Genomic DNA, 13300 nt, shown 5'->3' on the forward strand with positions numbered 1-13300 from the left:
ATGGGCGAGATGCGGGCGCATCGCCGACTTTCGATCCCCGCGGCGTCCCCGACCGAGGAATCAGCAACAAGGCGGTGCCGCGGCGCCCGCGCGGTCGGGCGACCAGGGCAAGGGTTCGAGCGTGCGGTCCGATATCGCATCGACGAAGCGGCCGTGCCGCGCGCCCGTCTCGCGCTTGATCGCGGCCCATTCCTCGTCGGCCATGAAGGCTGCCCACGCCGCCTTCATCGCGGCCGCGTCGGGCCAGTCGAGCAGATAGACGAACTCGACCTTGCCGTCATGCTCGCTGCGCCAGATCGCGCGCACCGCAAAGCCGTGGCGCGCCATGATGCGCAGCGCATGATCCCGAAACCGATCGTGAAACACGTCCTCGTTGGCGCGCGGGATTTCGTAGATGCGCAGCTGTTGCAGCGGCGCGGGTCGGGCGGCGGACGAGGATTCCGCCGCCGCCGCCGCAGGCGCGAGTATCAGCAGCGCGGCAAGGGTGAGGATGCGGATGGGGGAGCGCATGGGGGTGTTTCTCCTGGGTGGTTTGGCGCGTCCTCCCCATGCCTGCGGCACAGGACGGAAGCGCGAATGCGGCGGGCGATGACCCTGGTCGTCCACTATCGCGGGGCCGATTCCGGCCGTCAATGTTCGTTGCGCGTCGTGCGAGGCATCGCACCCGCCATCAGCGCCACAAGGCCTCGCATCGCTTTCTCCCGTCGCTGGTAACCGCTGTTGCCCTATCCGGGCATGGAGGCACGTCGACCCGGCACCCCGCACCGAGCACCGCTTGCCCGCCAAAGGTCGGCAAAGGTCAGCCCGTTGCGGCACGGTGGTGGCGGGTTCGGCCGGAAAGACATTCGGAACAAGCGGGGCCGCGAACTGGCTGTCTTTCGACCATTGGACGACATTTCGCCGCAGCTCTGGTAAAGGCGCCTTTCTCGCGGATGGCGTCGGCGGCGCGACGATGGAGGGAGAGGGGCGCGATGATGGAGAGTTTCGGGGCACTGGTCGGCTGGGGCCATCATGAAGCGGGCGACCGCATCATGCTCCGGCTGGAAAGCGTGCAATCTTCGGAAGCGGCCAAGGCGCACGACCCCGACCTGTTCCGGTTCCTGATGACCAAGCAGCAAGCGGCGGTCCTGGGCCATTATCTGGTCCGCATTTCCGGCCAGTCGCCGGTCGTTCCCAAAAAGCGGGGCTGGTTTCGTCGTCGTTTCGGCTGACGGGTGTTCGGCGGTCGGGTGACGGGGAAGGTGCGGGGAAGGGTTATTGCACCCGCTGTCGCGCGCCACTACCACCCCGCCATGGCCTCCACCGAAATCGAAGCCCTTGTCCAGCAACTTGCCCGGCTCCCCGGCCTCGGCCCGCGCTCGGCGCGGCGCGCGGTGCTGCATCTGATGAAGAAGCGCGAAAGCGCCTTTGCGCCGCTGCTGGCCGCGCTGCAAACCGTGTCCGACCGCCTTGTCACCTGCACCATTTGCGGCAATGTCGACACGCACGATCCCTGCGCGATCTGCGCCGACCCGCGCCGCGATGCGCGCAGCCTGTGCGTCGTCGAGGAGGTGTCCGACCTGTGGGCGCTCGACAAGTCGCGGCTGTTCCCCGGTAAATATCATGTGCTCGGCGGGCGCCTGTCGGCGCTGGAAGGCGTGCGGCCGCAGGATCTTGGCATCGACGCACTCGTCGCGCGCGTCGCCGCGGGCGGCATCGACGAGGTCGTGCTGGCGATGAACGCGACGCTGGAAGGACAGACGACCGCACATTATCTGGCCGAGCGGCTGGAAGGCTATCCGGTGCGGCTGACCCAGCTGGCGCACGGCCTGCCGGTCGGGGGTGAGCTGGATTATCTCGATGAGGGGACGCTGGCGCAGGCGCTTCGGGCGCGGCGACCGGTGGGGTGAATCGGCATCGCGCCGATCATTGACCGGTTGGCCGTGCATACCTAAATGGCATCCATGGCCATCCTACCCATCATCGAGACCCCGGATCCCCGGCTGCGCGTCATTTCCAAGCCCGTCGAGACCTTCGACGCCGAGCTCAAGCAGCTTGTCGCCGACATGTTCGAGACGATGTACGATGCCCCCGGCATCGGGCTGGCCGCGATACAGGTCGGGGTGCCGAAGCGCATCCTGGTGATCGACCTGCAGGAAGCCGATCCCGACGATCCCGAGGGCAAGAAGGTGATCCGCAACCCGCGGGTGTTCATCAACCCCGTCTTTTCCGACTTTTCGGACGAACATAGCGTCTATCAGGAGGGCTGCCTGTCGGTGCCCGAACAATATGCCGATGTGTCGCGCCCCGCCGAAGTCACCGTCGACTGGCAGGACGAGGACGGCAAGCCCCATCAGGAACGCATGACCGGGCTGATGGCGACGTGCATCCAGCACGAGCACGACCATCTGGAGGGCATTTTGTTCATCGACCATCTGTCGCGGCTGAAGCGCGAAATGGTGCTGAAAAAGCTCGCGAAGCTGCGCAAGGCGGCTTAGGCGTTAAACAGGCGTGTGCCCCCGCGCAGGCGGGGGCATCTTCCAGCGGCGTGAACCCGAAACGATCGGTGATGAATCCCCGCCTGCGCGGGGATACATGCAATTATTCGGGCCGCAGCATCACTCCGCCGCCTTTGCCACCGCCACCATTGCGGGACGCAGCAGCCGGTCCTTCATCATATAACCCGCCTGCATTTCCTGCACGATCGTGCCGGGCGCCTTGTCGCTCGGGACTTCGAGCATCGCCTGATGCTGGTTGGGGTCGAGCGGCAGCCCGATCGCGGCAATGCGCGTGATGCCGTGGCGTTCGAACACCGCCATCAGTTCGCGCTCGGTCGCCTCCAGCCCCGTCACCAGCGGCTTGATCGCCTCGTCGGCGCGCTGTTCGTCGCTGAGCGCGGCGAGCGCGCGGCCCAGATTGTCGGCGACCGACAAAATGTCGCGCGCGAACCTGGTCGCGGCATAAGTATGCGCGTCGGCGACTTCCTTTTCGGCGCGGCGGCGGACATTCTGCGTCTCGGCGCGCGCATAGAGCAGGTCCTGCTGCACCGCGGCGAGCTGTTCGGCGAGCTTTGCCGTTTCATCCAGCGGCTCTGAGACCGCAGTTTCGGTCGCCGCGGTCTGGGTTGCGGCGTCGTCGGCCTGTCCTTCGTCGACGGGCGTGTCATTTTCCTTGTTCGTCATAAACCTATCGTATCAGTCTGGAGAGTGATTGGGCGGTGAAATCCACCATGGGAACGATGCGGGCATAGTTCAAGCGCGTCGGGCCGATCACCCCCACGACGCCGACGACGCGCCCGTCGGCGCCGCGATAGGGCGCGGCGATAACCGACGAACCCGACAGCGAAAAGAGCTTGTTTTCGGACCCGATGAATATGCGCGTCGCGCTGCCTTCACGCGCGCTGTCGAGCAGTTGCACGATGTCCTGCTTGGTTTCCAGTTCATCGAGCAATTGCCGCACCCGGTCGAGGTCGCCGACGGCGCTGTCGTCGAGCAGCTTCGCCTGCCCGCGGACGATCAGCACCGGGCGGTCGGCGCCGTCGGACGACCAGACGGCCAGGCCGCGGTTGACCAGATCCTGCGCGGCGCGGTCGATCGCGATGCGCTCGGCCTCGATCTCGCGGCGCACGCGCGCCATCGCTTCGGTCAGTGTGAGCCCCGACAGCGTCGCCGAGATATAATTGCCCGCCTCGACCAGCGCCGAGGGGTGGAGCCCCGCGGGCACGTCGATGACGCGATTCTCGACCGTGCCGTCGCCCGCCACGAGCACCACAAGCGCCTGCCCCTGCGACATCGGCACGAAGGCGAGATGTTTCAGCACGCGCTCATGCTTGGGCACGAGCACCAGCCCCGCGCACGCCGACAGGCCCGACAGCGCGGCGGTCGCCTGCGCCAGCGCGCTTTCGATCGGCCCGCCCTCGGACAGGCTCGCCTCGATCTGCGCGCGGTCCTCCGCGCTCGGTTCGGCGACCTGCATCATCCCGTCGACGAACAGGCGCAGTCCCTGTTCGGTCGGCAGGCGCCCCGCGCTGGTATGCGGGCTGGCCAGCAGGCCGATCTCCTCCAGATCCTGCATGACGTTGCGGATCGAGGCGGGCGACAGGTTCAGCGTCGCGAGTTTCGACAGGGTGCGCGACCCGACCGGCTGGCCCGTCTCCAGATAGGCGTCGACGACCAGCCGGAACACGTCGCGCGCGCGCGTGGTGAGTTCGGTGATCGGGGGCGTTGTCATGGGGAGGATTTAGGGAGCGGGTGCGGCAAGAGCAAGCTATGCTCTGGCCAATCCCCCTGTGCGCCGCTAAGCGCCGCGGCACAGCTTCACGAGGAGAAAAGATTCATGCGCCCCTCCGGCCGCGCGGCAGACCAGATGCGTTCCATCGCCATCGAAACCAATTTCACCATCCATGCCGAAGGAAGCGTGCTGGTCAGCTTCGGCAACACCAGGGTGCTGGTGACGGCCAGTGTCGAGGAGAAGGTGCCGCCCTTCCTGCGCGGCAAGGGGCAGGGCTGGGTCACCGCCGAATATGGGATGCTGCCCCGCGCGACGCATACGCGCGGCAGCCGCGAGGCGGCAAAGGGCAAGCAGTCCGGGCGGACTCAGGAAATCCAGCGACTGATCGGCCGCAGCTTGCGTGCGGTCGTCGACATGCAAAAGCTGGGTGAGCGCCAGATCGTCGTCGACTGCGACGTGATCCAGGCCGACGGCGGAACGCGCACCGCCTCCATTTCGGGTGCCTGGGTCGCGTTGCGGCTGGCGGTCGACAAGCTGATCGCTGCAAAGCTGATCGCCGAAGACCCGATCGTCGACAGTGTCGCGGCGATTTCCTGCGGCATCTATCAGGGCACGCCGGTGCTCGACCTCGATTATGACGAGGATTCGGTGGCCGAGGCCGACGGCAATTTCGTGCTGACGGGCAAGGGGCGCATCGTCGAGGTGCAGGCGAGCGCCGAGGGCGCGACCTATGACGAGGAGGGCCTCTTGCGCCTGCTCCGCCTTGCCCGCATCGGCTGCGGGGAGATTGTCGCGGCACAGATGAAGGCGGTGGGGCGATAGCAAAAGCGTTGGAAAAACGCGCTGTCGTTGATAGGCTGGACCCATGAATGATCTCTCGTTCATGGATGTCGCAAATGCGGCCGAGCTGCGCCTGTGGCGGCGTCATATGCTGGAACGCGAGCGCGAACGGCTCGAACAGCGTCAGCGTGGCTACAGGACCGTGGTGGCGACGGTCGCGGCCGGCGCAACGGTCCTCGCGGCGGTTCTGATCGACCAGATGCTGCGCCTGTCGGGCGCGGCGGGCCTCGCCGCGCTGTTGCCTTCGGGCGCGTTGGAACTGCTCCAGCTTGTTTCCGTCTTTGCGGGGCTTCTGATTCTGGCTTTTTGGCTGTTCGACCGGTGGCGCCAGCTGCGCTATGATGAGGAAATACTGAAAAGCCGGATGCTGTTGCTCGACGAGCAGGACGAAGGAAGCCGACTGGAAACCGCCGCCCGCGACGCCGGCGCCGGTCAGGTGGCTTCGCTCGAAAGCGGCGAAGGCGATATGGCTTGATCGACCCATCTGTCCGACGCGTCAAAGACGAGCACTGGCGCAATTGGCTGACGCGTTTTCCAGATCTGCGAATGGACCTGAGTGGAGACAGGGTTCACGCAGCCTTGTCCGACTGGCTGTCGTCCCGTCCCGAAACTCTCCCTTCCGGGCTCGACGATCGTGCGCGCATTCGCGAGATATTGATTGTGGCGCGATCCCATATTCTGGCGGCAGCCAAGGCACAGCCCATCAGTTCCGGCGAGGCCGTGGGGGTGGCGATCGGAACCGGATTTGCCGGCTATCTTGCCCCCGGATTGGTCAAGGCGTGGAAGATTGCGGCGCTGATCGAACCGGTAACCGCCGGCGCCGTGGGGGCGGCGGCGGTGCCGATCGTCTATGCTCTCGTTCAGGCGCGTCGTATTGCCTATGCCGCACGCAAGGATCGCATGTTCCGCCAGTTGATCGGGAAACTCGATTCCATTCGGGGCGAGCTGTGACGGGGAAGCCGGCCCATCCTCATCGCAAGCTCGCCCCCGGAAAGCTCGTGATCGCGAGCCATAATGCAGGCAAGGTGCGCGAGATTCGGGCGCTGCTCGAACCTTATGGGATTGATCCGGTGTCGGCGGGCGATCTGGGCCTGCCCGAACCGGAGGAGACGGGGACGAGCTTTGCCGAAAATGCGCTGCTGAAGGCCCGCGCCAGCGCGGGCGCGTCGGGGCTTCCGGCGCTCGCCGACGACAGCGGGCTTTGCGTCGACGCGCTCGGCGGGCGGCCGGGCGTTTACACCGCCGACTGGGCCGAACGGCAGTGGTTCGAGGGCGAGCCCGGAAAAGAGTGGAAGGCACGCGACTGGTATCTGGCGATGGGCAAGGTAGAGGGGCTGCTCGCCGAACAGGGGCCGGACGTCGACCGCAGCGCGCGCTTCGTCTGCACGCTGGCGCTCGCCTGGCCCGATGGCCATGCCGAGGCGTTCGAAGGGCGCGTCGAGGGCAGCCTGACCTGGCCGCCGCGCGGCACGCTGGGGTTCGGCTATGATCCGGTGTTCGTGCCGGTCGGCCAGTCCTTGACCTTTGCGGAAATTGCGCCGGCAGAAAAACATGCGATCAGCCACCGGGCGGATGCTTTTGCGAAGCTGGTGGCCGGGGTGTTCTAGCGTTTGTGTCGCCCCCGTGCAGGGGCGCGGTTGTCGGTTTGACCTGCCTTGACGCGGAAGGCCGCTGGCGGCCGCCGCCTGCGCGGGTGCGACGTGCCATCGCATCGAATTGAGCCTATATCATTTTCATGTCCGAAACGCTTGCCCTTTATATCCACTGGCCCTTTTGCGTCAGCAAATGCCCCTATTGCGACTTCAACAGCCATGTTCGCGACGCGGTCGATCAGGATGCGTGGCGCGCCGCCCTGATCGCCGATTTGCGGCACGAGGCGGCGTTGCTGCCGGGGCGGACCGTGACGTCGATCTTTTTCGGGGGCGGGACGCCCAGCCTGATGCCGCCGGCGACAGTCGCGGCGGTGATCGCCGAAGCCACCGCAAGCTGGGGATTGGCGGACGATTGCGAGATCACGCTCGAAGCGAACCCCAATTCGGTCGAAGTCGCGGCCTTTGCCGATCTGGCGGCGGCGGGGGTCAACCGCGTGTCGGTTGGCGTCCAGAGCTTTGACGCGGACGTGCTTGCATTTCTGGGCCGCGCGCACAGCGAGGATGAGGCGCGGCGGGCGATCGCGGTGGCCCAGGAGCATTTTCCGCGCGTCAGCTTCGACCTCATCTATGCACGGCCGGGGCAGACGCTGGCGGCATGGGAAGGCGAACTGTCGGACGCGCTCGGCTTTGGCACCGGCCATCTGTCGCTCTATCAGCTGACCATCGAGCCGGGGACGCGTTTCTGGGCGCTCGCGGCAAGGGGCGAGCTGGTGATTCCCGACGGCGACGCCGCGGCCGACCTGTTCGATGCCACGCAGGCGATGACGCGCGCCGCGGGCCTGCCGCGCTATGAAGTGTCGAACCATGCGCGGCGGGGCGAAGAGAGCCGACATAACCTCTCCTATTGGCGCTATGGCGAATATGCGGGGGTCGGGCCGGGGGCGCACGGGCGGCGGCTCGCGCAGGCGACCGAGCGGCACCGGAAGCCCGAAAACTTTATCGCCGCGGTGACGCGCAACGGCCACGGGCTGAAGGTCGAAAGCGACCTGCCCGCGCACGAGCGCGCGACGGAGGCGATGCTGATGGGGCTGCGGCTGAGCGAAGGCGTCGATCTGGCGCGCATCGAGGCGCGGTGCGGGCTGGGGCGCGAGGCGTTTGTCGATGCGGGCGCGGCGACGCGGCTGGCGCGGCAGGGCCTGATGGTCGCGGATGGCGACCGGCTGCGCGTCACCGATGCGGGAATCCTGCTGCTCGACTCGATCCTTTCCGAAGTGGTCAAAACCCACTAGCTTGCCCCTGGTCCGTTCGTGTCGAGCGAAGTCGAGACACCCCTCGATCTTGCGCTGCGCTGATGGACCTCTCGACTTCGCTCGATGCGAGCGGGAATGGGGACATGGGTTGCCGCAACATCTGATCCGCGACTGGGACGCCCATCTGGCGCATGAGCAGCGCCGGTCGGAGCATACGCGCCGCGCCTATATCGCGACGGCGGGGCGCTTCTGTGCCTTTCTGTCGCGGCATCGCGGCGGCGCGGTCGATGCGGCGATGCTGAAGGCGCTGACCCCCAACGACCTGCGCGCCTTTCTGGCCGACCGCCGGGCCGAAGGGCTGGGCAATGCGTCGGCGGCGCGCGAACTCAGCGCGCTGCGCACCTTCCTGCGCTTTGTCGGCGGATCGGGCGCCAGCGTCCCGCAGATGCGCGGGCCACGCGTCAAAAAAGGCCTGCCGCGCCCGGTTGCGCCCGCCCAAGCCATGCAATTGGCGCAGGACGTCGAGCACAACGCGCGCGAAGGCTGGGTCGGCGCGCGCGATTTCGCGCTGCTGCTGCTGCTCTATGGCGCGGGCCTGCGCATCGGTGAGGCGTTGACGCTGACCGGCGCTGCGCTGCCGCTCGGCGATACGCTGCGCGTCACCGGCAAGCGAAACAAGACGCGGATCGTCCCGGTCCTGCCCGCGGTCGCGGCGGCGGTGGCACGTTATGTCGCGGCGTGCCCTTATCCGATCGCGAAACAGACGCCGCTGTTCCTCGGCGCGCGCGGCGGGCCGCTCCAGCCCGGGGTGGTGCGCGCCAGCGTGCGCGCGGCGCGGCGCGCGCTGGGGCTGTCCGATCGGACGACGCCGCACGCGCTGCGCCACAGCTTCGCGACGCATCTGCTGGCGGGCGGTGCCGACCTGCGCAGCCTGCAGGAACTGCTCGGTCACGCAAGCCTTGCCTCGACACAGGTGTATACAGCCGTCGATGCGGCGCACCTGCTCGACATATACCGCAGCGCGCATCCGCGCGCGGAGTGACCCGCAAGGACCGGCTTTGGGATTGCGATGCCGCGTTCCGATAGAGCGTCGCTGTCGCGACGGCGGCGATCAATCCTGGCGCACCTTTGGCTTCCACGTCACGACGCGATAGATGTAGAGCAGGATGATCGAGCCGATGGCGATCAGCGCGACGGGGCCGATGAAGCGTTCGACCTCGGCGAACTGGCGGCCGAACCAGCTGCCCGCGCCGGCGAGCGCGGCGATCCAGATCGTCGAACCGGCGGCGGTCCAGACCAGGAACTTGGCCTGGTTCATCGCGACCATTCCGGCGGGCAGCGACACCATCGTTCGCGCGATCGGCATGAAGCGCATCACGAAGACAATGCCTGAGCCATAGCGGATGAACCAGTCGTGCAGTTTTTCGACCTCGTCCCAGTCGAGCGTCAGCCAGCGGCCGTAGCGGTCGACGAGCGGTTTCAGCCGCTCATAGCCGTACCAGCGGCCGATCCAGTACCACACCCAGTTGCCGAGCGTGGTGCCCGCGACCGCGAAAGCAACCAGTGTCCAGTAATCGAAGCGTCCTTGCCCGACCATCACGCCGCCGAGGCTCATGATGACCTCTGACGGGATCGGCGGGAACACATTTTCGAGGAACATCAGGATCGCGATGCCGAAATAGCCCCACGAGTGGATGAGATCGAGGATGAATTCGGTCATGGGAGATGCGGTTTCCTGTCGTCGCTGGTCCTTGTCCCTTGACGGGAGAAGGCTATGGAGCCTTGCCGCGAAGCGGCCAGGCAAAGTTGGATGAGCGTGCGGCCGCGTCCTTGCGCGGTCTTGTCCCGTCGAAAGCGCGCCCTCTCCGCTGCGATCAGGCCAGCAAGCTGGCAAGTCTCGCTGCCTTCCCCTTCAAAGGGGGCGGGTGGGCGGGCGACGGCGTTCATTATCGGCCGATCCGCCGCGCGATCGCGTCCCAGATCATGCCGGCGGTGTCGCTGTTGTTGAAGCGGTCGATGGCGACGATCCCGGTGGGCGAAGTGACGTTGATTTCGGTCAGCCATTCGCCCCCGATGACGTCGATGCCGACAAAGATCAGCCCGCGTTCCTTGAGCGCGGGGCCAAGCGCGGCGCAGATTTCCTGCTCGCGCGGGGTCAGCACGGCCGCTTCGGCATAGCCGCCGACCGCGAGGTTCGATCGGAACTCGCCCTCGCCGGGCCTGCGGTTGATCGCGCCCGCGACCTCGCCATCGACGAGGACGATGCGCTTGTCGCCCTCACGCACGCTGGGCAGGAACTGCTGGACCATGAAGGGTTCGGGCCACACCTGTCCGAACAGCTCGACGAGCGCGCCGAGGTTGCTGCCGTCGGCGTCGATGCGGAACACCGCCTTGCCGCCGTTGCCGTGCAGCGGCTTGATGACGATGGCGCCGTGACGCGACTGAAAATCCTTCACCGCGTCAAGATCGCGCGTCACCATCGTCGGCGGCATATATTCGGGGAAATCGAGCACGAAGACCTTTTCGGGGGCGTTGCGCACCGACACGGGATCGTTGACCACCAAAGTTTCGTCGCGGATGCGTTCGAGCAGCCAGGTTCCGGTGAGATAGCCGAGGTCGAAGGGCGGATCCTGCCGCATCAGCACGACATCGACGTCGCGGCCGAGGTCGAGCGTGACGGAATCGCCAAAGCGATAATGATCGCCCGGCTCGCGCTTTGCCTCGACCACGCGATGCGCCCTTGTCGTCAGCCGCCCGGCCTCCCACGTCAGCCCGCGCACATCGTAATGATAAAGGTCATAACCGCGTTCGAGCGCCTTCAGCATCAGGTGGAAACTGCTGTCGCCCCCGATGTTGATCTTGTCCATCGGGTCCATTTGCACCGCGGCGCGCAGGGTCATCATTCTATCCTTCTCAAGCCCTCCTCCTTCAGGAGATGGCTGAACCATTCGGGCAAGCGTCACGGCTGCCAGACGTGGATCAGATGGCGTGGCAGGCGCCGCGGTGCAAGCAGCATCACGTCGATCCGTATGGCGTCGTGCGGCCGGGCGAAGCGCGGGTGCAGCATTTCCGCCGCCGCAGCGACGCGGCGCAGGCGATATTGGTCGATCGCCAGGTCCAGGTCGGCGGCGCGGTCGCGCCATTTGACCTCGATGAAGGCGACCGTGCGCCCGCGACGCGCGATCAGGTCGACTTCGCCGACGGGAACCCGCAGCCGCTTGCCCAGGATGCGCCAGCCGTGGAGGCGCAGCCACCAAGCGGCGCGGCGCTCGGCCATGCGGCCGCGCGCTTCGGCGGTGGCGCGGGTCAAGCCTGATCCTTGAGCGCGAGCGCGCGGGCATAGATTTCGTGGCGGTCGCGGCCGAAGCGTTTGGCCACCGCCTTCGCCGCCTGCGCGACGGGGCTGTCGGCCATTGCGTCGTGCAGCGCGGCGTCGAGCGTCGCGTCGTCGGCGTCCTCGGCGACGGCGTCGCCCGGCGGGCCGACGACGATGACGATCTCGCCCTTGGGCGGGGCATTTTGATAGCGCGCGGCGAGCTCGGCGAGCGGGCCGGTCACGCATTCCTCGTAAAGTTTGGTCATTTCCCGTGCGACCGCCGCCTCGCGATTGCCGAGTCCGGCGGCGAGCGCCGTCAGCGCCGCGGCAAGGCGCGGGCCGCTTTCGTAAAAGACCAGCGTGGCGCGAAGCCCCGCGAACTCGGCGATCGTGTCGGCGCGGGCCTTGGCCTTGTTGGGCAGGAAGCCCGCGAAGAGGAAACGGTCGCTCGGCAGCCCCGACAGGGTGATCGCGGCGATCGCCGCGCAGGGGCCGGGCAGGGTGGTTATGTGCCGCCCCGCCGCGCGCGCGTCGCGCACCAGCTTGTAACCGGGGTCCGAAATCAGCGGGGTTCCGGCGTCCGACACCAGCACGACGACCTCCTCCGCCATGCGCGCAACCAGCGCGGCGCGGGTGCGGTCGTCGCTATGGTCGTGATAGGGGGTCATCGGCACGCGCAGCCCAAGGTGCGTCAGCAGCTTGGCGGTGACGCGCGTATCCTCCGCCGCGATCAGGTCGGCCGACGCCAGCGTCGCCGCGGCGCGCGCGCCGATGTCGCCGAGGTTGCCGATGGGGGTCGCGACGATATAGAGACCGGGCAAGGGAGAATCTGAGATGGTCGAATCTGGCATGGCGCCGAAAATGGCAGAAACTGCTCCAAACTGCTATGACGGCGCGCGCCGGAACGATGCGTCGTCGCGTCGGCACATGCTGCGCGGGCTGGGCGCCGTGGCGCTGGCGGGGCTGCTCGCCGCATGCCAGGTCGTGCCAAAGACCGGCGGACCGGCGACTCCGCCGCCGCCGAGTGATCCGGGCGAAACCGTCGGCCCCGGCCTGCCCACCGACACCGACCGTCACCGCGTCGCGCTGCTCGTCCCGCAGACCGGCCCCAACGCCGATGTCGGCACCGCGATCGCCAATGCGACAACGATGGCGCTGCTCGATTCGCGCACCGAGCGTGTGCGCATCACCACCTATGACACGGCGCTCGGCGCGGCCGCGGCGGCGCGTCAGGCGGTTGCCGACGGCAACAAGCTGATCCTGGGGCCGCTGCTGAGCGAAGATGTCGCCGCGGTCGCGCCGATCGCGCGCGGCGCGAAAATCCCCGTGCTCAGCTTTTCGAACGACACGAGCGTTGCGGGCAATGGCGTGTTCATCATGGGGTTCGTCCCCGGCCAGTCGGTCGAGCGCATCGTCGCCTTTTCGCGCACCAGGGGGCATCAGCGCTTCGGCGCGCTGGTGCCCAGGAATGTCTATGGCGACCGCTCGGCGGCGGCCTTCCGCGCCGCGGTGGCCAAGGCGGGGGGCACGCTCGTCGCGCTCGAAAGCTATGACCGCAGCGCCGCCGCGCTGACCGGCGCGGCGCGGCGGCTGGCCAATGCGGGCGCGATCGACGCGGTGCTGATCGCCGACAGCGGCGGCAATGCCATTCGCGCCGTTCCGGTGATCAAGGGCGCGGGCGCGCGCCAGATTCTCGGCACCGAACTGTGGAACACCGACGCGTCGCTCGGCGGCAATGCGGCGATGCGCGGGGCGTGGTTCGCGAGCGTCTCCGACGGCCTCTATGGCCAGCTCGCGACCAAATATCGCACGCGCTTCGGCCGCGCGCCGTACCGGCTTGCCAGCCTGGGTTATGATTCGGTGCTGCTGACCGTTCGGATCGCGCGCGACTGGAAACCGGGCACCGGTTTCCCGGTGAACCGGCTGCTTGCCGCCGACGGCTTCGGCGGCATCGACGGCATTTTTCGTTTCAACAATCGCGGCATTGCCGAGCGCGCGCTCGAGGTGAGCGAGATCGGTGCCGGGGGCTTTCGCGTCATCGACCCGGCGCCGACCAAATGGTGAGCGCAGGGAGGTAGTGGCTGCGCGGCCAC

The 13300-nt window shown here is 67.3% G+C and carries 17 protein-coding genes; 10 read left to right on the forward strand and 7 right to left on the reverse strand.

The window, feature by feature from the left end; genetic code table 11:
• Window positions 1–60: 60 nt before the first annotated feature.
• The gene (locus tag HUW43_RS05985; protein WP_188236525.1) at window positions 61–510 is read right to left on the reverse strand and encodes an NIPSNAP family protein; all 450 of its coding nucleotides are present in this window, start codon (window positions 508–510) and stop codon (window positions 61–63) included.
• A gap of 461 nt (window positions 511–971) precedes the next feature.
• On the opposite strand from HUW43_RS05985, the gene HUW43_RS05990 reads away from it, so the two are divergent.
• The 3 genes from HUW43_RS05990 to def all read left to right on the forward strand — a co-directional run bounded on the left by HUW43_RS05990 (window position 972) and on the right by def (window position 2477).
• A complete protein-coding gene (locus HUW43_RS05990; RefSeq protein WP_188236526.1) occupies window positions 972–1211 on the forward strand; it encodes a hypothetical protein in 240 nt (79 codons plus the stop codon).
• An 81-nt stretch (window positions 1212–1292) separates the two neighbouring features.
• Entirely contained in the window at window positions 1293–1889 is a 597-nt protein-coding gene (gene recR, locus HUW43_RS05995) for a recombination mediator RecR (RefSeq protein WP_188236527.1), read from the forward strand.
• A 54-nt stretch (window positions 1890–1943) separates the two neighbouring features.
• Window positions 1944–2477, forward strand: a complete 534-nt coding sequence (gene def / locus HUW43_RS06000) for a peptide deformylase (RefSeq protein WP_188236528.1) — start codon at window positions 1944–1946, stop codon at window positions 2475–2477.
• Window positions 2478–2597: 120 nt separating this feature from the next.
• On the opposite strand, the gene grpE is transcribed toward def, so the two are convergent.
• Both grpE and hrcA read right to left on the reverse strand, forming a co-directional pair.
• On the reverse strand, window positions 2598–3161 hold the full coding sequence (gene grpE, locus HUW43_RS06005) for a nucleotide exchange factor GrpE (protein WP_188236529.1): 564 nt from the start codon (window positions 3159–3161) through the stop codon (window positions 2598–2600).
• Between the two features lie 4 nt (window positions 3162–3165).
• The gene (hrcA, locus tag HUW43_RS06010; protein ID WP_188236530.1) at window positions 3166–4209 is read right to left on the reverse strand and encodes a heat-inducible transcriptional repressor HrcA; all 1044 of its coding nucleotides are present in this window, start codon (window positions 4207–4209) and stop codon (window positions 3166–3168) included.
• A 105-nt stretch (window positions 4210–4314) separates the two neighbouring features.
• Between hrcA and rph the strand changes: the two genes are divergently transcribed.
• From rph to HUW43_RS06040, 6 genes are all read left to right on the forward strand, one after another.
• On the forward strand, window positions 4315–5031 hold the full coding sequence (rph, locus tag HUW43_RS06015) for a ribonuclease PH (protein WP_188236531.1): 717 nt from the start codon (window positions 4315–4317) through the stop codon (window positions 5029–5031).
• A gap of 43 nt (window positions 5032–5074) precedes the next feature.
• Window positions 5075–5524, forward strand: coding sequence for a hypothetical protein (locus tag HUW43_RS06020; RefSeq protein WP_188236532.1), 450 nt, complete (start codon window positions 5075–5077; stop codon window positions 5522–5524).
• A complete protein-coding gene (locus HUW43_RS06025) occupies window positions 5521–6000 on the forward strand; it encodes a hypothetical protein (protein WP_188236533.1) in 480 nt (159 codons plus the stop codon). Before HUW43_RS06020 ends, HUW43_RS06025 begins: the two co-directional genes overlap by 4 nt.
• On the forward strand, window positions 5997–6656 hold the full coding sequence (gene rdgB / locus HUW43_RS06030; RefSeq protein WP_188236534.1) for an RdgB/HAM1 family non-canonical purine NTP pyrophosphatase: 660 nt from the start codon (window positions 5997–5999) through the stop codon (window positions 6654–6656). Before HUW43_RS06025 ends, rdgB begins: the two co-directional genes overlap by 4 nt.
• Before the next feature lie 128 nt (window positions 6657–6784).
• Complete coding sequence (gene hemW, locus HUW43_RS06035; RefSeq protein WP_188236535.1) at window positions 6785–7930, forward strand: radical SAM family heme chaperone HemW; 1146 nt, start codon at window positions 6785–6787, stop codon at window positions 7928–7930.
• Between the two features lie 109 nt (window positions 7931–8039).
• Window positions 8040–8933, forward strand: a complete 894-nt coding sequence (locus tag HUW43_RS06040) for a tyrosine-type recombinase/integrase (RefSeq protein ID WP_188236536.1) — start codon at window positions 8040–8042, stop codon at window positions 8931–8933.
• 69 nt (window positions 8934–9002) lie between these two features.
• On the opposite strand, the gene HUW43_RS06045 is transcribed toward HUW43_RS06040, so the two are convergent.
• The 4 genes from HUW43_RS06045 to rsmI form a co-directional block, all read right to left on the reverse strand.
• On the reverse strand, window positions 9003–9611 hold the full coding sequence (locus HUW43_RS06045; RefSeq protein ID WP_188236537.1) for a DedA family protein: 609 nt from the start codon (window positions 9609–9611) through the stop codon (window positions 9003–9005).
• A 226-nt stretch (window positions 9612–9837) separates the two neighbouring features.
• A complete protein-coding gene (gene gshB, locus HUW43_RS06050; RefSeq protein WP_188236538.1) occupies window positions 9838–10791 on the reverse strand; it encodes a glutathione synthase in 954 nt (317 codons plus the stop codon).
• Window positions 10792–10850: 59 nt separating this feature from the next.
• Window positions 10851–11201, reverse strand: a complete 351-nt coding sequence (locus tag HUW43_RS06055) for a YraN family protein (protein ID WP_188236539.1) — start codon at window positions 11199–11201, stop codon at window positions 10851–10853.
• Window positions 11198–12058 carry a 16S rRNA (cytidine(1402)-2'-O)-methyltransferase gene (gene rsmI / locus HUW43_RS06060; RefSeq protein ID WP_188236540.1) on the reverse strand — a complete coding sequence of 287 codons (861 nt, stop codon included), beginning with the start codon at window positions 12056–12058 and terminating at the stop codon, window positions 11198–11200. The genes HUW43_RS06055 and rsmI overlap by 4 nt, the downstream gene beginning before the upstream one ends.
• A 76-nt stretch (window positions 12059–12134) precedes the next feature.
• Here rsmI and HUW43_RS06065 point away from each other — a divergent pair, with 76 nt between their 5' ends.
• Window positions 12135–13271: a penicillin-binding protein activator gene (locus HUW43_RS06065; RefSeq protein WP_188236601.1), complete on the forward strand. Its 1137-nt coding sequence runs from the start codon at window positions 12135–12137 to the stop codon at window positions 13269–13271.
• Window positions 13272–13300: the final 29 nt, after the last annotated feature.

Origin of the sequence: Sphingopyxis sp. LK2115, assembly GCF_014595975.1 — a bacterium.
Taxonomy (GTDB): Bacteria; Pseudomonadota; Alphaproteobacteria; order Sphingomonadales; family Sphingomonadaceae; genus Sphingopyxis.

Coding starts and splice junctions, on each gene's coding strand:
- HUW43_RS05985 (WP_188236525.1), bottom strand. CDS start 510: ATGCGCTCCCCCATCCGCATCCTCACCCTTGCCGCGCTGCTGATACTC.
- HUW43_RS05990 (WP_188236526.1), top strand. CDS start 972: ATGATGGAGAGTTTCGGGGCACTGGTCGGCTGGGGCCATCATGAAGCG.
- recR (WP_188236527.1), top strand. CDS start 1,293: ATGGCCTCCACCGAAATCGAAGCCCTTGTCCAGCAACTTGCCCGGCTC.
- def (WP_188236528.1), top strand. CDS start 1,944: ATGGCCATCCTACCCATCATCGAGACCCCGGATCCCCGGCTGCGCGTC.
- grpE (WP_188236529.1), bottom strand. CDS start 3,161: ATGACGAACAAGGAAAATGACACGCCCGTCGACGAAGGACAGGCCGAC.
- hrcA (WP_188236530.1), bottom strand. CDS start 4,209: ATGACAACGCCCCCGATCACCGAACTCACCACGCGCGCGCGCGACGTG.
- rph (WP_188236531.1), top strand. CDS start 4,315: ATGCGCCCCTCCGGCCGCGCGGCAGACCAGATGCGTTCCATCGCCATC.
- HUW43_RS06020 (WP_188236532.1), top strand. CDS start 5,075: ATGAATGATCTCTCGTTCATGGATGTCGCAAATGCGGCCGAGCTGCGC.
- hemW (WP_188236535.1), top strand. CDS start 6,785: ATGTCCGAAACGCTTGCCCTTTATATCCACTGGCCCTTTTGCGTCAGC.
- HUW43_RS06045 (WP_188236537.1), bottom strand. CDS start 9,611: ATGACCGAATTCATCCTCGATCTCATCCACTCGTGGGGCTATTTCGGC.
- gshB (WP_188236538.1), bottom strand. CDS start 10,791: ATGACCCTGCGCGCCGCGGTGCAAATGGACCCGATGGACAAGATCAAC.
- rsmI (WP_188236540.1), bottom strand. CDS start 12,058: ATGCCAGATTCGACCATCTCAGATTCTCCCTTGCCCGGTCTCTATATC.
- HUW43_RS06065 (WP_188236601.1), top strand. CDS start 12,135: ATGCTGCGCGGGCTGGGCGCCGTGGCGCTGGCGGGGCTGCTCGCCGCA.